This window comes from Coleofasciculus sp. C1-SOL-03 (genome assembly GCF_040220555.1).
Classification (GTDB): Bacteria; Cyanobacteriota; Cyanobacteriia; order Cyanobacteriales; family Coleofasciculaceae; genus Coleofasciculus.
Genome location: NZ_JAVJUO010000172.1, coordinates 14,340 through 34,587, shown reverse-complemented (window position 1 = coordinate 34,587; position 20,248 = coordinate 14,340). Strand labels below are relative to the sequence as shown.

The 20,248-nt window shown below is 44.6% G+C and carries 15 protein-coding genes and 1 pseudogene; 11 read left to right on the top strand and 5 right to left on the bottom strand.

Features of this window, described 5'->3' with window-relative positions; translation table 11 throughout:
* Positions 1-424: 424 nt before the first annotated feature.
* Positions 425-1,312, top strand: coding sequence for an ABC transporter ATP-binding protein (locus RIE73_RS27730; RefSeq protein WP_446404244.1), 888 nt, complete (start codon positions 425-427; stop codon positions 1,310-1,312).
* Between the two features lie 200 nt (positions 1,313-1,512).
* On the opposite strand, the pseudogene recR reads toward RIE73_RS27730, so the two are convergent.
* Together recR and RIE73_RS27720 are read right to left on the bottom strand one after the other, a co-directional pair.
* Positions 1,513-2,109, bottom strand: a pseudogene (gene recR / locus RIE73_RS27725) (recombination mediator RecR); the annotation flags it as partial.
* A 135-nt stretch (positions 2,110-2,244) separates the two neighbouring features.
* Positions 2,245-2,850, bottom strand: a complete 606-nt coding sequence (locus RIE73_RS27720) for a Uma2 family endonuclease (RefSeq protein WP_446404243.1) — start codon at positions 2,848-2,850, stop codon at positions 2,245-2,247.
* Between the two features lie 164 nt (positions 2,851-3,014).
* On the opposite strand from RIE73_RS27720, the gene RIE73_RS27715 reads away from it, so the two are divergent.
* From RIE73_RS27715 to RIE73_RS27705, 3 genes are all read left to right on the top strand, one after another.
* Positions 3,015-4,298 (top strand): valine--pyruvate transaminase, encoded by a 1,284-nt coding sequence (locus RIE73_RS27715; protein ID WP_446404246.1) that lies wholly within the window; start codon positions 3,015-3,017, stop codon positions 4,296-4,298.
* Between the two features lie 118 nt (positions 4,299-4,416).
* Entirely contained in the window at positions 4,417-5,721 is a 1,305-nt protein-coding gene (locus RIE73_RS27710) for a glutamate-cysteine ligase family protein (RefSeq protein WP_446404242.1), read from the top strand.
* A gap of 404 nt (positions 5,722-6,125) precedes the next feature.
* Entirely contained in the window at positions 6,126-7,019 is an 894-nt protein-coding gene (locus RIE73_RS27705; RefSeq protein ID WP_446404241.1) for a hypothetical protein, read from the top strand.
* A 196-nt stretch (positions 7,020-7,215) separates the two neighbouring features.
* Here RIE73_RS27705 and RIE73_RS27700 read toward each other — a convergent pair whose 3' ends face one another.
* Together RIE73_RS27700 and RIE73_RS27695 are read right to left on the bottom strand one after the other, a co-directional pair.
* A complete protein-coding gene (locus RIE73_RS27700) occupies positions 7,216-7,788 on the bottom strand; it encodes a hypothetical protein (RefSeq protein WP_446404240.1) in 573 nt (190 codons plus the stop codon).
* Positions 7,789-7,807: 19 nt separating this feature from the next.
* Positions 7,808-9,034 carry an ImmA/IrrE family metallo-endopeptidase gene (locus RIE73_RS27695; protein WP_446404239.1) on the bottom strand — a complete coding sequence of 409 codons (1,227 nt, stop codon included), beginning with the start codon at positions 9,032-9,034 and terminating at the stop codon, positions 7,808-7,810.
* A 263-nt stretch (positions 9,035-9,297) separates the two neighbouring features.
* On the opposite strand from RIE73_RS27695, the gene RIE73_RS27690 reads away from it, so the two are divergent.
* The 7 genes from RIE73_RS27690 (at position 9,298) to RIE73_RS27660 (ending at position 19,091) form a co-directional block, all read left to right on the top strand.
* Positions 9,298-9,699 carry a hypothetical protein gene (locus RIE73_RS27690; RefSeq protein WP_446404238.1) on the top strand — a complete coding sequence of 134 codons (402 nt, stop codon included), beginning with the start codon at positions 9,298-9,300 and terminating at the stop codon, positions 9,697-9,699.
* A 367-nt stretch (positions 9,700-10,066) separates the two neighbouring features.
* Positions 10,067-12,673 carry a site-specific DNA-methyltransferase gene (locus tag RIE73_RS27685; protein WP_446404237.1) on the top strand — a complete coding sequence of 869 codons (2,607 nt, stop codon included), beginning with the start codon at positions 10,067-10,069 and terminating at the stop codon, positions 12,671-12,673.
* 28 nt (positions 12,674-12,701) lie between these two features.
* Positions 12,702-14,048, top strand: a complete 1,347-nt coding sequence (locus RIE73_RS27680) for an AAA family ATPase (protein WP_446404236.1) — start codon at positions 12,702-12,704, stop codon at positions 14,046-14,048.
* 74 nt (positions 14,049-14,122) lie between these two features.
* Positions 14,123-14,791 (top strand): hypothetical protein, encoded by a 669-nt coding sequence (locus RIE73_RS27675; protein WP_446404235.1) that lies wholly within the window; start codon positions 14,123-14,125, stop codon positions 14,789-14,791.
* Positions 14,792-14,820: 29 nt separating this feature from the next.
* Positions 14,821-17,625 (top strand): BPTD_3080 family restriction endonuclease, encoded by a 2,805-nt coding sequence (locus RIE73_RS27670; RefSeq protein ID WP_446404245.1) that lies wholly within the window; start codon positions 14,821-14,823, stop codon positions 17,623-17,625.
* A gap of 120 nt (positions 17,626-17,745) precedes the next feature.
* Positions 17,746-18,195, top strand: coding sequence for a DoxX family protein (locus RIE73_RS27665; RefSeq protein ID WP_446404234.1), 450 nt, complete (start codon positions 17,746-17,748; stop codon positions 18,193-18,195).
* Positions 18,195-19,091, top strand: coding sequence for an alpha/beta fold hydrolase (locus tag RIE73_RS27660; RefSeq protein ID WP_446404233.1), 897 nt, complete (start codon positions 18,195-18,197; stop codon positions 19,089-19,091). Before RIE73_RS27665 ends, RIE73_RS27660 begins: the two co-directional genes overlap by 1 nt.
* 230 nt (positions 19,092-19,321) lie before the next feature.
* Here the strand turns inward: RIE73_RS27660 and RIE73_RS27655 are convergent, their stop codons facing one another.
* Complete coding sequence (locus tag RIE73_RS27655) at positions 19,322-20,188, bottom strand: shikimate dehydrogenase (protein ID WP_446404232.1); 867 nt, start codon at positions 20,186-20,188, stop codon at positions 19,322-19,324.
* Positions 20,189-20,248 lie beyond the last annotated feature (60 nt).

The following is a 20,248-nucleotide window of genomic DNA, read 5'->3' as shown; positions in this document are numbered from 1 at the left end:
TGACCGACGTGCGCCCGTGTAAACTTAAGGTAGAAACCCCTACTTAATCAGAGATCCCCCCTAGCCCCCCTTTGAAAGGGGGGAACCAGAAATTAATCAAAGTCCCCCTTTTGAAGGGGGATTTAGGGGGATCTAAACTTCGAGCGCTAGTCATACAAAGTCTTAAGTTGACACGGATGACCGACGTGCGCCCGTGTAAACTTAAGGTAGAAACCCCTACTTAATCAGAGATCCCCCCTAGCCCCCCTTTGAAAGGGGGGAACCAGAAATTAATCAAAGTCCCCCTTTTGAAGGGGGATTTAGGGGGATCTAAACTTTGAGCGCTAGTTAGACAAAGTTTTAAGTTGACACCAATAACTGACGTGCGCCCTTTACCAACGTGCGCTTTTCCCCGTTCCCTGTTCCCCGTTCCCCGTTCCCCATCGTGCTGCATATCAAAAAACTCTGTAAATCCTACGGCGATCGCCCGGTTCTACAAAATCTCACCCTGCACATCCACCCCGGAGAAATTTACGGATTACTCGGACCCAATGGTGCCGGAAAAACCACCACAATTAATACTATCTGTAACTTACTCAAAGCCGACAGTGGCACAATCACAATTAATCACCAACCCGTCTCCGACGCCACCAAAAGCCTAATCGGAATTGCCCCCCAGGAAAACTTACTCTATAAAACCTTAACCTGTGCCGAAAACCTGCATTTTTTTGCTCGAATCTATGGCTTAAGTAAACGACAACGACAACAACACGTCCACGCCTGTTTAGACGCCGTTAACCTGTTAGATCGCGGTAGGTGTCCCGTTGAAACCTTAAGTGGGGGAATGCAGCGACGCTTAAATATAGCCGTCGCCCTAGTTCATCAGCCGAAACTGGTCATTTTAGACGAACCCACAACCGGTTTAGATATCGAAGCCCGATATGAAATTTGGGATTTGATTCGCCGTCTTCAACGTCAAGGATTAACAATTTTATTAACCACTCATTTACTCGATGAAGCCGAACGCCTGTGTCAACGGATTGGCATTCTCAAAGGGGGACAAATTATCGCCGAAGGGAATTTAGATACCCTGCGCCAACGGATTCCCGCCCAAGAAATTGTGATTATCCAAACACAAGAAGAAGAACGTGCGATCGCGCGGGCGGCAGAACTTGGTTTTACCCATCGACGCTACGGGAATGATTTAGCCTTTTGGTTACCCGAAGCGTTAGATTTAAAAGAAATAATTGATAAATTTGAGGGCATTTCCCTAGATTCAATCACGCGCCAACCTGTACGCTTAGAGCATATTTATATCGAAGTGACTCGATGAATGATTTTGGCAGGCAAAAGGCAGAATGAAAGCTATACATAGGGTACGGCAATGCCGTGTCCCTACCCAATCAATTATCCCTTCGGTTGTGTTAGGGGTACGATACCATCGTGCCCTAATCTAGTTGAATACCCTATTTCTTAACAAATGACAAATGACAAATGACAAATGACGAATGACAAATGACAAATGACAAATAACTAATCCAACTCTCGTCGCCCTTCCAACGCCCGCGCTAATGTCACCTCATCCGCATATTCCAAATCCCCACCCATGGGTAAACCAAAAGCAATCCGAGTCACCTTCGTAAATGGTTTCAACAGTTGACCAATATACAGCGTCGTCGTCTCCCCTTCCACACTCGGACCGATCGCTAAAATCACCTCTTGAATCTTCTGCTGGCTAACGCGGCGCACTAGTTGTTCAACATGCAATTGTTCCGGTCCAATTCCATCCATCGGAGAAATTACCCCACCAAGAACATGATAATTTCCCCGATACTCCCGTGTTTTCTCCAACGCAATCACATCACGGGAATCCGCCACCACACAAAGCGTTGTTTTATCCCGATTTGGATTACGACAGATATCACACACCGATTCAGCCGACAAGTGAAAGCAAACCTGACACAAGCCAACCTGCTTTTTCGCTTCAATTAAAGCCTGCGCCAAGGCTTTGACTTCATCCTCTGAGCGCTTAATAATATGTAAAGCCAATCGTTGAGCGGTTTTGGGACCGACTCCAGGTAAGCGTTGTAGTTGCTCGATCAGTCGAGCGAGGGGACGTGTGTAAGCCGTGGTTTTTCTCCCTGTCTGTAGCGTTTACCTTACCTAGGGTACACCAAGGCTAAGTTGATTTGCTCAAGTCTTACGTTTCAGGGTATCTGGCTGAATGAAAGTGAGAAAGGTGGGGAACAGTAATGGTTTGAAATTTTACACGGATGACGATTTAATGGCTTGGCGAAACGCTTTTGCTGCTTCCAACCGAGACGTTTGAGCCATCAACACACAACGGGTGAGCAGGTCAATACTTAGCGTTGCTAGTTCGGCAATTTCACTGCGGGTAATTTTTTCGTACTGATTATTCCGTAGGCGATAGAGGCTAAATAAACCGTCTTGCCAAAACCAAACTTCTGGCACTCCTAATGCCTGATATCGCTTCAGTTTGTTCGGATCACCACTGGTGACTACAACTTCAATAACGAGATCAGGAATGGGTTTGGATGAACCAAAACAGTAAGATTCATCGGCTTGAGCAGAAACGACTCCCTCTTGCTCTTGAGTCATCGCACCCGTGGGTTCAAATTCAATAGCATTGTCTAGGCAAAATAAGCCAATTAAAAAGCCAATGATCCGACTAAACATTTCATGTTCGCGTCCCGGCATAATAATTTCAATCGTGCTGTTATAGTAAGCTAGTCGAATACCCGGAGAGTTGGCAAAACCAGCCTGAATTAACTTAAATTGTTCCCAGGTAATGCTGGAATAGACAATATGTTGATCAGTGGAAGGTGGAGTAAGAAGGGGAGCTTGGGTCATAGACGTACCATCACCGGGCGCGGCATTGCATTATTTATGATAACGAAGGAAGGGTATTTTGCGGTTAAATAAGTACAGTCCCCAGGGAATCAGCACAATTGACTCAATTTGGGGTAAAGCAAGTTAACCTCTGTGATAAGAGCGATCGCGCATTGTAAATAATGATGGAACCGTCTCTCACTCAATTCGGTACTCAGATGTCCAACCTGACGGGCGTCCGGGCTATTATGAAGGATATTATTGAAACGTTACGATTAGGTCAGGGACAGGAGTTCATTAATCTTAGTGCAGGAAATCCGGTAATTTTGCCAGCGGTGGAACAACTGTGGCGAGACTGTACCGCCCAACTCTTGGCAAGTCCTGACTACGGAGAAGTGGTTTGCCGTTATGGGTCATCTCAAGGATACCAGCCCTTGATTGACGCGATCGCAAAAGATTTTAATCAGCGTTATGGCTTGAGACTGACGGAACGGAATATCTTAATTACTCCCGGTTCTCAATCCATTTACTTCTACGGCGCCAATGCCTTTGGCGGCTATACCCAAGCGGGGGAGTTAAAACAAATCGTTCTCCCCCTGAGTCCCGATTATACCGGGTATGGTGGCGTCAGCTTAACCCCAGAAGCCCTAATCGCCTATAAACCCAGCCTAGAGATTGACGAAGCGGCGCATCGCTACAAATACCGTCCCGACTTCAGTCAATTGAAAATCAACCAAAATACTGGATGTGTCATATTTTCTCGCCCCTGTAATCCCACAGGGAATGTTCTCACCGATAACGAAGTGCTAAAAATTGCCGAACTCGCCGCACCTAATCATATCCCAGTATTCATTGACTCCGCCTATGCACCGCCATTTCCGGCATTAAACTTTACCGAAATGACGCCAATTTTTGGTGATAATATTATCCATTGTCTGAGTTTATCCAAAGCCGGACTACCCGGAGAACGGATTGGCGTTGCTATTGGTAATCCGGATATGATTGAGATTTTGCAATCGTTCCAGACGAATCTCTGTATCCATTCCTCCCGCTACGGACAAGCCATTGCTGCACAGGCGATTAATTCTGGCGCATTGGCTGAGATTTCTGTTAATGTGATTCGTCCCTATTATCAGCACAAGTTTACCGTATTAGAAACAGCGCTAAACCAATTTATGCCCAAAGATTTACCCTGGTTTTTACATCGCGGTGAAGGTGCTATTTTTGCCTGGTTGTGGTTCAAGGATTTGCCAATCACCGATTGGGACTTGTATCAACAGTTAAAGCAAGTGGGGATAATCGTGGTTCCCGGAAACACCTTCTTCCCCGGATTACGGGACACCTGGGAACACCAGCATCAGTGTATTCGGATTAGTTTAACCGCAAGCGATCGCGAATTAGAAACCGCTATGCAACGATTAGTTCAGGTGACACAACAGGTGTATCAGCAAGCCGTGGTGGAGGTTTGATTGTGAGGAAAGTAGGGGCGGGTTTAGGGGATTTTGCCGATACCCAAGATCCCCGACTTCTTAGAGAAATCGGGGTTCTGACTGGAAACCGCTATAATACTAAGCAACCGTGAACACTATGAAACTAGGTAAACGTCGCATTGGTTTAGAACAAGAATTTTTCCTCGTAGAAGAAACGGGCAAATTTTCCAATCGTGCCGATGAATTCTTACAAAATTGTCGCCAAGAAGCCGAATCCATTGGATTAAATCCTGATTACTTTATGCCGGAATGGGTAAAGGGAATGATCGAAATTAATACCCCTCCCGCCCATACGCCCACCGAATTAGCCACAGCCTATCTAAAAAACTTACAACTCGGATTACAGGTGGGGAAAAAGATGGATTTGCGGCTTTATCCCCTATCCAGCTATCCCTTACATTTAATTCCCGTTATTCGGGATAAATTAAGCTATCATGTCCAAGTTCGCACCGTTGGCTACGACCGATTTTTGAATGCGGGTAAATGTACGGGTACTCATATCCATTTAGAAGTACCACCAGGAGTAATTGATTCCCGCGTTGGTGTCTCTTATAACAGCAGCGCCGCTGAACGCGAAGAACTCATTAATATTTATAATTTAGCCACCGCCTTAGATTCCGCCCTCATCGCCTTGGGACGCGCCTGTCCCTTTTATGAAGGAGAAGCCACGGGACTAGCCTATCATATTGTCCGCTATCGGGGAAGTGACCGATTTGGCTGGGAAGGCGTGTATACTCACTTACAATCTGTTGGCGGTTTAATGCCCTATGCCGATTCTGTGGAACAGTTAGTGGAGTTGCAATTTGAACGCTATTATGCATGGCTAACCGCGATGGATCAGGCGGGAGTTGAGCGGAAGTTGTTTACTGAAGGCAGCGGAAATTTACTGAAATCCGGTTGGAATCCGGTGCGACTCAATGCATTAGGAACAGTAGAATTACGGGGAATTGATAGTAATTATCCGGACGTAATTTTCACGATTATGAGATTAGTTTATAATGCCGCTCGGCGAGTTAGACAGGAAGGAATAACCGTTAGACCTGCTCAAGGCGCTCAGACCTTTGAGTTACGCGATGATTGGCTAATTGTGCCAGATTTTGACTATCTCAATGGTGAATTATTATTTGCGGCTGTGACGGAAGGAGTGAGGAGTTCTAAGGTTACGGCTTATCTGGATTCTATTTTAGAGTTTGCGATTGAAGATGGCAGTGAAGGGATTAATTACCTAGAAAAGTTGAAGTCAGATTGGGGTGACTATCAAACAACAGAAGCGGAAATTCTTCAAGAATTTGTTCCTGCAGGCGCTAAACTAGAAAAGGAAGAAGGGTTGCGGTTGGTGCGTGAAGCATGCGATGAGTTGGAAGCCCAGGTTTCATCATTTTCGCAAAAGTATTCTGTTTAGGTAAAATCGGGTTCAGGTTTAATGATAATCGGGGTAAAAATTAATGAATACTGAGTAAATCACCCCATGCAAGAGGAGGCGATTGAAATCGCTGCTACACAAACAAAGTCCGCCTGCGCGGACTAGGTTATAACAGGGGTAGCTAACCCGAATTTGGTATTAGTCCATTTTAATGGACTTTAGCTATAAGCCAAGAACTTGAGTTCTTGGCTTGTTTTAGCTTCGATTGAACAGTCAAATCTATTCCGCCATCCTCTTGGATATCGCCTGTACAATTCTCTCTAAAAGAAATAACGGATCAGTTTCGCGGCGTAAATTACTGATCTCAAACTGGGTGTGACACTCCTGATCTCCAAAAGTAATGATGAGAGTAGTAGATGTACCCAAGTGTCTTGAGAATTGTCATGAAAAGTGCCACATTAGAACGTTCAAAGGGACGCTTAAGTTCAGCCTCAAACCCGATAAAGCGGTTAATCCAAGGAGACTTCACGCAGCGGTTTGGTCGTTTCCTCATCTGTCGGAGAATATATAGTCTTCTCCAAGCTAGGCGACAGCGCCTAAATCCCGATTTCTATAAAAAACGCCTGAAGATTGCTTCCGATTCAATGTTTGACGGTGTTTCCCTAGATAAATGTGTCCAACAACTCCGTCATGAAGGAGTGGGATTTGGTCTGCATTTATCGCCGTCAATGGTAAAAGAAATCTATCAATATGCCATTCAAACACCTTGTATTGAACCTGAGTCTGACGACGAGTTTTTCATCGAAGAGGTAATTAGAAAGGGTCGCAGGCGAGGTGAGCATCCAGTGCTGCGTGCCTTGGTGCGTGATGCAATGGATTGCGAAGCCATTCAAAAAATTACCCAAGATCCGCTGCTGTTGCAAATCGTTAAGAACTATCTGGGGTATTGGCCCAATCAAATTACTCAGCATCTAACTTGGAGTTTAGTTTCAGATCTGTCCGAGCCGGAAATTAGACAGAGTTATCCACCTACAAACTTTCACTATGATATTGCTGGGTACAACTTCATGACCGCCTATTTTTATATCACCGATGTGAAGGCTGATTCGGGTGCTCATGTTATGATTAAAGGCTCTCATCAGAAAAAGCCACTTTACATGACCTTTTCTGCGGGTCGCCAGTCGGACAAGACGGTGCTTAATTATTACGGGCAAGACAATCAACTGATCATTGAAGGAGAAAGTGGATTTGGTTTTGTGCAAGACCCTTCTTGCATTCACCGAGTCATTTCTCCCGTTAAAGCAGATAGACTACTGCTGCAAATCCGGTATTCTTAGACCGTAGTGGACTGACACAGTTAAAATGGTGGAATAGGTTGGGTTCGTAGTAGGGGCTTTAGCCCTCTCCAGCTAGGCGGAGAGAGAACTAAAGTTCTCACTACAAACAACGTCCTATTTTAGTTGGGTTCGTAGTAGGGGCTTTAGCCCCTAATTGCATGGGTTTTCAAAAACAATGTATTTGGATTACAGAATCTCATTCCTCTAAAGCGTCTGGATCAGTCAAAGCAGCTTGCCACCAACTTAGTAAAGGATGGTTTTTACGTGGTAAATATCGCCCCTTGACCCGAATTGCTCTGAGTGCATCACGGAGTACTGAAGCATCAAGAGATACTTTCTCTGACCAATGCTTGATTATCTCTGGAGTTGATATAATTTGAAGCTGGGAGATCTCCCGTTGAATAAACGAGATTGCCTTCTTATCGTCGGTTGCTATTGCCCATCCTCGATGAACCGCGATCGCACAACAGGCAGATTCTCCATCATCGCCTAGTTCAAAAACATAGTTGACAAAAGATGTCTCCTCTGCTTCTGATTTAAAGTCCACCACAATCAGTAAACCCTGGGCAATGGCAACCTCAAACTGAGTCGCTCCCTCGTTCTCTTCATTCTCAAGGCGTTGCAGTGTCTTCAATTCACGCTCTCGCACAACTTGGGGAACTGCAACTTGAGCCGGAATAGCTTGCAAAATTTCCAAAAGATGACCTGATGCACTAAAGTTTAAGATGCAGCAGGCGTCAAGAAGAACGTGGGAGTGATCAATTTGCATACGTTAAGCTAACCTTCTGTCATTCCTGCCCTTGGCGTAAATCCAAATCAGTCGCTTCCTCCACCATTCCACTGGAATACTCTCGCAATACTTCGGCAAGGCGACGGGCTTCGAGGCGATCAACATGGAGAAAATTGGCGAAGCGCCCTTCAGTAATTAGCCCCTGATCGAATGCTTCAATGGCAAGATGTTGGTAATGGACTGGCATCCTATCAGTACGTTGGGGGATTTCTTCTAAGCCAAGTTCTTCCTGTACCTTTCTGACTTTCAATCCGCGATACGTCCTATCGGACACGCTGACGCGATCGCTTAATCGATCCCACGTTCCAGATGGCAGCAGTTCCATCTCCTCTAACCGATAAATTAGCGCTTGCACAGATACGCCGTAGTAATGAGCCAACGTAAATAAATTGGTGGGAGTGAACTTACCATTGGCGCGAGACATATAGTGGAACCGTTTAAGCAAACCACTCGTCGGCATCAGGAAATATTTGGGGAAGGCTTCAGCGAGTCGTTCGCTTTCCGGCATTCTCTTGTACTGTCCCTCAAAATCAAGTACAGGCTTGCGTCGATGAGCAAGAAAATGAAGATATCCATGAGCTAATGACCAACGTCGTCGTTCTTCGGGATGATCAGCATTAATTGCCATGCAGCCACCCCGTTGCTCGTCGTAACTATAGAGTTCTGAGTATTTTGGTGGCATTTTTAAGTAAAAGATACGGAGTCCTACACTCTGCTCTAAGATGTCTCGAAGCAGAGGAATGGGACCATCTCCAAGACCGAGGCGTTGACGTTCTTCAACGGCAATACTCTCCGCCGCCCGCTCTATAGGCATACCACTCAGATGGTACTCACGAGGATAGTTTCGCGGGAGTGGTGCATCCATAATTTCTTCAAGTTCCAGGTAATTCTGGCACAACTCCTCTAGGAGTCGAATGACAGGTTCAATCTGCAACTCTTCTACTTGATTGCGTCGGTAGGCAGCTCGGAATTGAACCTCCAACGGTTGGATCACGGGACGGGGGCGCACAAAGTCGCTGACGGCTCGTCCGTAAGCACGGGCAAGCTTGATCAGTTCTGTTGGCTTAAGACGGCGCTCTCCTTTCTCGATCGCAACCATCGTTGTACGCGCTGCATCGATGACGTTAGCCGCATCCGCTTGGGTCATGCCACACTGATTACGCGCTTGTTGAAGGAGTTCCCCCAATCTCCGGGTATCAATTTTGTCAAGGATGTTGTTCGTCATGGCAAGACTCCCTCAACGGTGTGGAGTGACAGATTTGATGAAGTTAGATCATTAATCTAACAATGTCAATCATTAAGTTGCATTTTTGGCTTCTAATGTCAGGTTGGGGCGGTGGCAATTAACGGCGGATCAACCCAGGAGCGCGATCGCTCTTTCAAGGCATTCACAATATATACTTACGCAAAGACTCTATTTGTAGGGTGTGTTAGCGTAGCGTAACGCACCGCAAGCCGCTGAAAAAATTGTCACTTATGGAGTTAACGATGAGTGAAGCTGTTTTAAATGAGAGAGAAGCAACGAAAACTCATATTGTGCATTTGTTAGATGAGATAAAATTAGCCGATCAGAATACTCAAAGAGAACGAAAAGAAATTGTGGCTAATTTTCGTCCATCTAATGAAGAGTTTTCTCTGTTAGAGGAAGTTGAACTGTTAACGGTCACTCTCCGGGGTTATGCCAATCAAATTCAGGCGCAAGGGGGGATTCTAAATGAAACCAATGCAATTGATCAATTGCGAGAAATGCGATTTTTTAGAATACCTGTTATCGTCCAGTTTTATTTTGGCAGTAATGGCAAGTATGAGCAAATGAAGGGTTATATTAGAAGGTTAGATTACTTGCGTTTATTGATGTTGGAATATTTGCAGAATGAGCCGAGCAATTAAAATTTCGGAAAATGTTTATCAAGGTTGACTTCTGTTCCATTAACAACTAGCGTGGGAAAAGCGGAAAGCATCAGGTGGAACGGGAGGCGATCGCTCTTGGAGTACATTCACTATTTAATGATTGAGAGCGAGACCCTTTTTGGTCGCCTGATCTCGTAACCAATTAATCCTATAATCACTTTGTCACAGATGCGGCGATCGCATCCCTCAAATCAGGTCAGCCTGTGATTCCAGTGCGACTGGATGTGATTCACCAGCGCTGGGCAATTCGGTTGGCAAGGTAGGGCGATTGTAAAAAATTTCCCAAAAATTCGGCACAGCGATCGCATAGGTTGTACATTGAAAGCTCTGAGGCTAGGGAGAGTTCATGGCTAGAAAGAAACCAGAGCAAAGACCCATTGAACAATACAGGCACAAAAACGAGCAACGAGTCAATAACCCACCCATTGGGTTAGTTACCCCTGACACTGATCCAGATATGGGTAGCAAAGAGTATGCCTATGATCCCCATCTTGACCCACAGTTGGTTTGGGCTGGCAAAGCGGAACATACCAGTTTTGAAGTGCCTACCGTATCACTGCATGTTCATGAACGCATCGATCCCCGTAGTATCGTTGAAGCGGTGCGGAAGCAGAAGCATCAGGAAGCCATACAGTTATCACTATTTCAAGAACCAGAGGAAAATCCCCCGATTCGGGAGGCGATCGAGTTTTATAAGCATAAGCACAATTGGACAAATCGGTTGGTTGCTGGAGATTCTCTTCTAGTCATGAATTCTCTACTGGAAAAAGAGGGAATGGCGGGACAGGTGCAGATGATTTACATTGATCCGCCTTATGGGATTAAGTATGGCTCTAATTTTCAGCCGTTTGTGAATAAGCGGGATGTTAGAGATGGTAAGGATGAGGACTTGACTCAAGAACCGGAAATGATTAAAGCATTTCGGGATACTTGGGAGTTGGGGATTCATTCGTATTTGACTTATTTGCGCGATCGGTTGTTGTTGGCGCGAGAGTTGCTGTCAGAGAGTGGTAGTGTTTTTGTACAGATTGGCGATGAAAATGTGCATCATGTCAGGGAATTGATGGATGAGGTATTTGGCAAAGCAAATTTTGTGGCAACCATTAACTTTAAAACAATGATGCCTTTGGAGTCTGGCCAGATAAATTCGGTTTTTGATTATTTATGTTGGTATGCCTACGATAAAAATCTTTTAAAATATAGAAATTTATTTACACCTAAAAATGTGGGTTCTGGTTCTGAGTTTGTCTTTGTTGATGAGGCTGATGGTAGCTACAGGAGACTAACGGCAGAAGAAATAAATGCTTTTGATGAGATAGCACGCAAATATAAAGTTTTCAAGCGTTCAGACTTAGCGTCTTCAGGCTATACTCCCTCATGCACTTTTCCGATTGAGTTTGAAGGTAAAATTTTTGAGACAAAACGAGGAAAAAGTTGGAGGACAAATCCTGGAGGTATTCAAGCTCTGAAGATGTACAATAGGCTTTTTGTTTTGGGAAAAAAGCTCTACTACAAAATGTACTTACAGGACTTTGGTTACACATCACTGTTAAATTCTTGGCAGGACACGATTGAATTTGGAAGTCGAAGTTATGTAGTTCAAACAACACCTACTGTTGTCCAACGATGCCTCCTTATGACTACAGATCCAGGTGATCTCGTTCTAGATCCTACCTGTGGTGCTGGTACTACTGCCTACGTTGCTGAACAGTGGGGACGCAGATGGATTACCTGCGATACGTCACGAGTGGCGATTACATTAGCCAAGCAACGATTGATGACAGCCGTATTTGATTATTACAAATTGACACATCCAGAAGAAGGAGTTGGCGGAGGATTTAATTACAAAACAGTTCCTCACATTACACTTAAATCTATTGCCAACAATCCCGAAATTCGGGAAGGCATGACGCCAGTAGAAATTGATCAAGCAATTCAGAAATACGCTGCCACAGAGACACTTTATGATCAGCCTCTTATAGACAAATCAAAAGTCAGGGTAACTGGTCCCTTTACCGTTGAAGCCGTACCTGCTCCTGTCGTAACACCAATTGATGAGATTGAGAACAATCAGCAGCCTGCGGATGAATCTATTGCTCGTTCTGGTGAAACTCTGCGACAAGCTGAATGGCGAGATGAACTGTTCAAAACTGGCATTCGGGGTAAAAATAATCAGTACATTCTGTTTTCGCGGGTAGAACCCCTACCGGGTACTCGTTGGCTTCATGCTGATGCTGAAACCAAACTGAATGACCGAGGCGCTAACACAGTTAAAGAAAGTGGTGGCACTTACGGTCAACCCATGAGGGCTGTTGTTTCTTTTGGTTCAGAACACAAACCCTTAGAGCAACGGCAGGTAGAGATGGCGATTCAGGAAGCTCAAACCCTTGTACCTAGACCCAAACTCGTTATCTTTGCAGCCTTTCAATTTGACCCTGAAGCGGCAAAAGACATTGATGAAACCAACTGGTCCGGGATTACCCTACTCAAGGTACAGATGAATGCTGACCTATTAACAGAAGACTTGAAGAAAAAACGCGCTAGCAATGAAAGCTTCTGGCTTATCGGTCAACCGGATGTCGCTCTCCGCCGGATTACTTGGGGTGAAAATACAGGGAAGTGGGAAGTTGAAGTATATGGTTTCGACTACTACAACACGAAAACGGGCAACATTGAATCGGGCAGTGTCGAAAAAATTGCCATCTGGATGCTCGATACCGATTATGACGGTAGAAGTCTCTTTCCTCGGCAGGTTTTCTTCCCAATGGCAGGAGCAAAAGATGGCTGGTCTCGCCTTGCCAAAAATCTAAAAGCTGAGATTGATGAAGATTTAATTGAGTCTTATCAAGGCACAGTATCGCTACCCTTTGAAATGGGAGATTATCAACAAATTGCCGTCAAGATAGTGGATGATCGGGGTATCGAATCCTTAAAGATCATTCGCCTAACCTAGAGCAACGTAACCCGGTAAGAGTATATAGATGCTGACCCGAATCAAATTAAAAAATTTTCGTGCCTTCCGAGAGGAAATTGATGTGCGTATTCGACCGATCACCATTCTGATTGGTCGCAACAGTGCGGGAAAATCGACACTCATTAAATTTTTGCTAATGCTTCAGCAAACCCTTGAGTCCAGTGAAGCTGGCTTTTTTGTTACAGAGGGACGACATGCTACACTTGGCACATTCCAGGATTTGAAAAATTCGATGTCTCGCAGTAATTCATTTCAATTTACGCTAGAGATTGAAACCAATGATTTACCTGAACCTGCTATTCAGCAAATTAGAGAAGAATTACAACAAAGTAAACCAATAGAGAATTTAGAAGGCACGAGTGTTGATTTAAACGTCAATTTACGAACATCCTCTACCATTTCCACTCAGGATGCACTGGAACAAGAGACTAGTATCAGAGTTTCTGCGGAGATCCCCGCGAGAGAGTTGCTAGCGCAGTTTTCTATTGTGGGAAGTATTCCCTATAGCAAAAGCCCCAGAGGAAAACATTCCGTTACCTGTAATATTGGCGGCAATAAAATCTTCAAAAAGCAAGAGAATAATATTCGGAGAACCAGGTTCCTGACCTTTCCATTACCCAATAGCCCAGTTGATATTCTGAAATCCGCGTTTGATAATCTTTATTTAGATGGTATACGTCGTGAAATAATATCGATGCGTCATCTTTCCCCAATACGGGAAGAGTCACAAAGAAGCGTCATTTTGGGAAGTCCGCCTCCAGATGATGTGGGTCATCGGGGCGAATATGCGATGCCTCACCTACAAAGACTTCTTAGTGAAGAACGGGGTCAAAGATCTGAGTTTGTTTTGCAGCAAATGGAATCAGTGGTTGACATTGAAGAAGTCCGATTTGAACCGCGTGTAAAAGGGTTTATCCCCGAATTTTGTGCCAAGAATAAGCTGACTGGTGCAGAGGCTTACCTGGCTGATTTTGGTTTTGGTGTCAGTCAATGCATTCCTATTTTTGTACAGGGAGCTTTACTCAACCGGGGACAACTGCTAATCGTTGAACAACCGGAAGCTCAAATTCATCCTACGGCTCAGTTGGCAATGGGTTCTTTCTTTGCCGATTTATGGAATCAGCGTCGGGTGCCATCACTTATCGAAACCCATAGTGCAAATCTTATGCTTCGCCTGCGTCGTCTAGTTGCTCATCAGCAATTAAATCCTGATCATGTATCTGTAGCGTATTTCCACACTGAAGATCAGGTGGTAAATGTTAAAAACTTAGATATCAAACCTGATGGCAGTTTAGAAAAGGGGTTGCCAATGGAGTTTTTTGGAGCTGATATTATAGAAGCACTAGAATTATAATTAACTTGATATTAATTTAGAGTTTATTATGAGTTGTTCAATAGATGAGTTAGAATCAAAAGTTCGTTTTAGCCATGTCAGAAAATAATAAATCATCTTTAATTGTGATTGATACCAATATATTTGAGCATCTACTCTATGAACCCAAAAATATAGTTCTGGGTGACTGGCAAGCCAAAACCGAAGAAAAACATATTAATCGACTACTCAAGTTTCTACAGAAACAAGATTACAGGCTCTGCCTTGATCAGGGCAAACGGATTAAAAATGAATACAAGCATAGATTGAATTCAAGAATTAGCCAGTCTGACGATGAAGGAGATGAAATCCAAATTTTGAGATACTGGCTCCTTTTCAATGACCATCATTATGTTGATTCCAAAATTAACTTACCCTTAGATAAAGCCCTCAAAACCATAATTCTGAATGATGATAATCAACCAGAAACCACAGACTGTATCTTTGTGCATACAGCAGCGCTTAGCTTATGTGACTTAGTGACAAATGATAGTGATTATACCCTCTCAGACGATCAGAAAAAAAGAGGTGACAGGAAAAGGAGCCGATCTGATAAAAACAAAAGAAAGAGACGGCAAAAACATAGTAAACTAAAAAGTGATGCCCCGAACCTACCCAGTAGAATTGAACGGATCAAGGAAGCAATCAGGATAAACCTCGATCATGAAGCAACGGACATTCTTACCTCGTTGCAAGCCCATGAGATTTACCTTTACCGCTCTTGACATAACTCGAATTAAGGGAGATATCGATGATGTCTAAAAACAAAATTGACCAACTTATTATAAACTCTCCCTATGAAGAGCCGAAAGAGTATTGGAAATACGATCGCCAAACTCGCCTCTTTAGCCGTGTCCCAGGTAGACGACCCGCAGGCTACATCATCGCTTCAGAACGCTCCCAATCCTTCGATGATCCTGGCAAATTCGTTGAAATCCCCCTGGTCAACCAAATCCGTGATCGCGTCAAAGCATGGCGTGAGGAGGGTTATCCTGGTGTTACAGGCATCACTAAACGCCTATTAGAACACTGGTACAACCCAGAAGAGCGAGACTACCCTTTCTTCTTTTGCCAATTAGAAGCCATTGAAACACTAATCTGGCTGACTGAATCACCCCCAGCTCATCGAGTCGGGATAGACATTCCCTCCGATGGTGGAGAGTTCAAACGCCTCTGCTGCAAAATGGCGACGGGTTCTGGCAAAACGATTGTGATGGCAATGCTGATAGCTTGGCAGATTATTAACAAAGCCACCTATCCCCAAGATACTCGCTTTTCTAAATTCATCTTTGTCGTTGCGCCCGGGCTAACCATTAAAAACCGCCTGCAGGTTTTGATTCCTTCTGCTGAAAATAACTACTACGAAATTTTTAACATCGTTCCTCTTGGCTTATTTGATAAACTGCGCCAGGGCAAAATTCTGATTCATAACTGGCACGCCCTTAACTGGGAAACCGAAGAACAGATAGCCAAAAAGAAGAGTGTAGATAAGCGCGGCGCTAAGAGTAATGAAGCCTATGCCCAGGAAGTGCTAGGTGAACTGAAAAATGCTAAGAACATTGTTGTTATTAACGATGAAGCTCATCACGCATGGCGCATTCCCGCTGAATCTAAAGTGAAAGGGGTCAGAAAAGATGAACTCGAAGAAGCAACAAAATGGGTTGGCGGACTAGATCGGATTCATTCCAGCAGAAGTATTCTAAGTTGCTTTGATTTTTCTGCCACTCCTTTTGCTCCCTCTGGCAAAAAAAGCTCGGAAGAAGCCCTTTTCAGTTGGATTGTGAGTGACTTTGGATTGAATGATGCGATCGAATCGGGTCTAGTAAAAACTCCCCGTGTTGTTATTCGAGATGATGGCAAACTAAACAAAGACTATAAATCTCGCCTCTATCACCTTTACACAGACTCTGAGGTTAAGGATGATGTAAACCGCAGGGCAAAGTCCAATGAGTCTCTTCCAGATCTCCTTAACAATGGCTACTATCTATTAGGACAAGATTGGCTGGAAACTGCCAAACGGTGGAAACAGGCTGGACACACCATTCCTCCGGTGATGATTTCCGTTGCTAACCGCACCGAAACGGCTGCCCGAATTAAGTACGCCTTTGACCACAAAAAAATTCATATCGAAGAACTCTGTATTCCCGAACGAACCCTGCATATCGATTCTAAAGTTCTAGGAATAGCAGAGTCCCAAGAAGATAACATTGAACTGCGAGAGCCTATTCAAGATACCAGTGAAGATGAGATCACAGATGATGAACCCATCCGCAAACTCTCCAAAAAAGAGCAAGCCGAGTTGTTGCGGCAAACTGTTGATACAGTAGGACAAGTGGGCAAACCGGGTGAACAAATCCAGAACGTTATCTCTGTTGGGATGCTTTCTGAAGGATGGGATGCCAAAACTGTGACCCACATTATGGGTATTCGTGCCTTTAGCAGCCAGCTCCTGTGTGAACAGGTTGTCGGTAGGGGTTTACGAAGAACAACTTATGAAATTAATCCGGACACAAACTTACTTGAACCTGAATACGTCAACATTTTTGGTGTACCGTTTACATTCCTCCCCCATGAATCAAATGACGGTACTCCACCACCTCCTCCTTCTCCCAAAACAGAAATCAAACCCGTTCCTGAAAAACAACAGTTTGAGATTAGCTTTCCAAACATCATTCGGATTGATTACGTCTATAAGCCAGAACTAAAACTTGATATGAGGCGGGTAGAGTCTCTTGAATTAAATGCATTTGATGTAAGTACTTTGGCAGAATTAGCTCCTCTGGTAGATGGCAAGCCTGATGTGACCAAGATTAAGGAAATTAACCTAGAAGATTTGGGTCGATATCGCCGGATGCAAACAAATACCTTTGAGGCAGCCAGGGATGTTTTCGATCAGATGAAACCTGATTGGAAGGGTAGTAAGGAATACCTGCTTGCCCGATTAATTCAGTTGGTCGAGCAGTTTATCCACTCGGATCGAATTAAAATTTATCCTCCACCTTTAAATCAAGATGAAATTAAGCGTCGCCTCATTATCACTCTTAACTTAAGAAAAATTGTCCAACATATCTGGAGTGCAATATATTATGAAAACACAGAGAAAATTGTTCCCGTTTTCGATCAGGAGAATCCCATCCGATCTACGGCTGATATGCGAACTTGGTACACAGGCAAGCCCTGTGAGTATACTCGGAAGTCTCATATCAACTGCTGCACTTTTGATAGCACCTGGGAAGCTAGTGAAGCATTCGAGCTAGATCGAAATTCTCATGTAGACGCCTGGGTCAAAAATGACCACCTAGGTTTTGATATTTTCTACATATTTGAAGGGGTTATCCGCAAATATCGACCTGATTTCATTATTCGCTTAAAAACGGGTAGTTTTTTAATTCTCGAAACTAAGGGTAACATCACTCAGAAAGATGAAGTCAAGCGTGGATTTCTAGAGCAGTGGATTCAAGCTGTTAACCAGCATGGAGGCTTTGGTTATTGGCAACATGACATATCAAGAAGTCCGGCTGATCTGAAGATGATTTTGGATAGAGCCGTATCTCGCTAACGAGAGTTATTTGGGAATTATAGGATCTTACCCTTACTCTCCAATAAGAGCTAACTGTAGATAGACGCACGATCGCGATCGCACTCTCTATCCTGTGATCGTAAGTTTCCTCTATTCCTTATGTCTCAATCACCTGACCAGAGTTATCGCCGTAAAGAAATCCTTCGCGGTGTTCTGGCGGTGTGTATCATCATCGTCGGTATCACCCATTTCCTGAAACCAGAACAATATGCCCGCATCGTTCCGCCACCCTTTCCGCCCTTGACATCCGTCTATGTGAGCGGATTCTTCGAGATTCTCGGCGGTATTGGCTTAATGATTCCATTTATTAGCGTCGCCGCCGCCTGGGGACTGATTGCTCTGTTTATTGCGGTGTTTCCTGCCAATATCTACATGACACTGAACAATATCAAGATTGAAGGAATTCCCCACAGTCAATTGTTCTATTGGATTCGGCTACCCTTTCAAGCCGTGTTAATTGCTTGGGCTTATTGGTATACTCGCCACCCGGAAAAACAAGCTGGCGCATCAGTCTTGGCTGAAAAAATTAAGCCTTTGATTAATCGATAATGATAGAAACCCTTCCCCTGGACAACCGCCATCCCCCGTGGCTTGACCGCCGCCAATTTCCGTTCACGTCTCGCTTTCTTGAGATTGAAGGTCATCGGGTTCACTATGTTGATGAAGGCAGTGGTGCTACCCTTTTATTCTTGCACGGGAATCCTACGTGGTCTTTTGTCTATCGCCATATTATTGCTGACTTAAAAACGGATTTTCGCTGTGTTACTGTTGATTATCCAGGGTTTGGACTTTCTGTCGCGGCGGCGGGATATGGTTTCACTCCCAAGGAACATTCACGGGTTATCGAGGAGTTTGTTAACCAACTTGATTTAAAAGAGATTATTTTGTTTGTCCACGATTGGGGTGGACCCATTGGTTTGGATGTGGCGGGACGACAACCGCAGCGTTTCCGGGGGTTTGCGATCGCGAATACCTTCGCTTGGTCTGTTGATGATAACCTACTCTTAGCAGGGTTTTCCCAATTCTTTGGTGGTGCGCTGGGTGGCGTCTTGATTCGCCGTTTCAACGCTTTTGTTAATTGGATCATTCCGGTAGGAATTCAGCGCCAGCGTTGCGATCGCGTCCTTATGCACCATTATCGCGCCCCCTTTCCAACGCCAAGTTCGAGAGAACCGACTCATATTTTTGCTAGAGAGATTCTCAAAAGTGGTTCATTTCTGCAACAGGTTAGCCAAGGTCTCTGTCATTTGGTCGATAAGCCAGCGTTGATTTTGTGGGGCGATCGTGATCCAGCGTTTCGGGCGAGTCAGTGTTTGCGTTTTCAGCAGGTTTTTCCGAAGTCTAAAACGGTTATTCTTTCAGGTGCGGGTCATTTTGTGCAGGAAGATGCGGCTAGGCAAATTGTTGAGGAGTTGCGTTGGTTATTTAAGCTGTTCGGCATTTAAATCTTAAGGTCAATAATGACGAAATCATGGTAGTGCGAGCATCTTGCTCGCTACTAATATAGCGGTACTAAGATAGGTTAGGACATTCTTGACTGTTCCCTGTTCCCTGTTCCCTCTTGGACTAACTGATGTCCTAACGTATCCTCGTAGTGCTATACTTGGTATTACTTTCGGTGTTTGTCGTAAACGATGCGAACATTTGAGGCGCTAAAGCGCAACTACAAGCGAACTTACAAGCCTAATTTCTGCTGTAATGATTCTCGCATAATTCCAACAGGTGGTGTTTGTTTTAACCAAATTTCTAAGGCGGCTGCACCTTGTTGGACTAACATTTCTAAGCCGTCGATGGGATTCGCGCCTTGTTGTTTGGCTTGTTGGAGAAATTTGGTGGGATTGGGGGTGTAAATTAAATCATAGGCGATCGCACCTTTGGGTAATCCTTGCATTGTCTGTTCATCGACAGGGGATTGATCGACATGAGGATGCATCCCGACAGGGGTTGTATTTACCAGTAAATCGGCTTGTTGTAGTAATTTAGGCATTTCCTCCCAGGGATACGCCTGGAGAATCGGAGATAGGGGAGTATTTGCCCAACTTTGCTGAAACTGATTTAGTTTATCCGGATTGCGACCGACAACCCAAATCTCTGGACACCCTAACTGCATACAACCCACGATAACGGCGCGTGCTGCACCACCATAGCCTAATACTACCGCCTTGGTTTTATGCCAATCTCGCGGATATTGGTTCAGGGGGGCGATAAACCCTAAGACATCGGTATTTGTCCCACTCCAGCCTTTATCGGTACGCCAAACGGTGTTCACTGCACCCACCAGTTGGGCGATATCGGATACCTCGGCTAAGAGGGGGATAATGGCTTGCTTATGGGGAATCGTGATATTGAAGCCTTGCAACCCGATCGCCGCAAACCCCGCCACGGCGACAGCTAAATCCTCTGGTTTGACGGGGAGAGGGAGATAGACATAATCCACACCCAACTGTGCGATCGCGCGATTGTGCATAATTGGTGATAGAGAATGCTCCACCGGATGACCAATTACGCCTAAGAGTTTCGTTGTCCCTGTAATCTGTTGCATTGTGCTATTTTAGCAGGACAGGGGATGAGGTTAATCACCAATCAATCCTCTTTTCCGACG

Excerpts from the sequence above, each read along its gene's own strand:
- RIE73_RS27705 (WP_446404241.1), top strand. The coding sequence starts at position 6,126 with ATGAAAAGTGCCACATTAGAACGTTCAAAGGGACGCTTAAGTTCAGCC.
- RIE73_RS27710 (WP_446404242.1), top strand. The coding sequence starts at position 4,417 with ATGAAACTAGGTAAACGTCGCATTGGTTTAGAACAAGAATTTTTCCTC.
- RIE73_RS27685 (WP_446404237.1), top strand. The coding sequence starts at position 10,067 with ATGGCTAGAAAGAAACCAGAGCAAAGACCCATTGAACAATACAGGCAC.
- RIE73_RS27680 (WP_446404236.1), top strand. The coding sequence starts at position 12,702 with ATGCTGACCCGAATCAAATTAAAAAATTTTCGTGCCTTCCGAGAGGAA.
- RIE73_RS27655 (WP_446404232.1), bottom strand. The coding sequence starts at position 20,188 with ATGCAACAGATTACAGGGACAACGAAACTCTTAGGCGTAATTGGTCAT.
- RIE73_RS27720 (WP_446404243.1), bottom strand. The coding sequence starts at position 2,850 with ATGACCCAAGCTCCCCTTCTTACTCCACCTTCCACTGATCAACATATT.
- RIE73_RS27715 (WP_446404246.1), top strand. The coding sequence starts at position 3,015 with ATGGAACCGTCTCTCACTCAATTCGGTACTCAGATGTCCAACCTGACG.
- RIE73_RS27665 (WP_446404234.1), top strand. The coding sequence starts at position 17,746 with ATGTCTCAATCACCTGACCAGAGTTATCGCCGTAAAGAAATCCTTCGC.
- RIE73_RS27660 (WP_446404233.1), top strand. The coding sequence starts at position 18,195 with ATGATAGAAACCCTTCCCCTGGACAACCGCCATCCCCCGTGGCTTGAC.
- RIE73_RS27700 (WP_446404240.1), bottom strand. The coding sequence starts at position 7,788 with ATGCAAATTGATCACTCCCACGTTCTTCTTGACGCCTGCTGCATCTTA.
- RIE73_RS27670 (WP_446404245.1), top strand. The coding sequence starts at position 14,821 with ATGTCTAAAAACAAAATTGACCAACTTATTATAAACTCTCCCTATGAA.
- RIE73_RS27675 (WP_446404235.1), top strand. The coding sequence starts at position 14,123 with ATGTCAGAAAATAATAAATCATCTTTAATTGTGATTGATACCAATATA.
- RIE73_RS27695 (WP_446404239.1), bottom strand. The coding sequence starts at position 9,034 with ATGACGAACAACATCCTTGACAAAATTGATACCCGGAGATTGGGGGAA.
- RIE73_RS27690 (WP_446404238.1), top strand. The coding sequence starts at position 9,298 with ATGAGTGAAGCTGTTTTAAATGAGAGAGAAGCAACGAAAACTCATATT.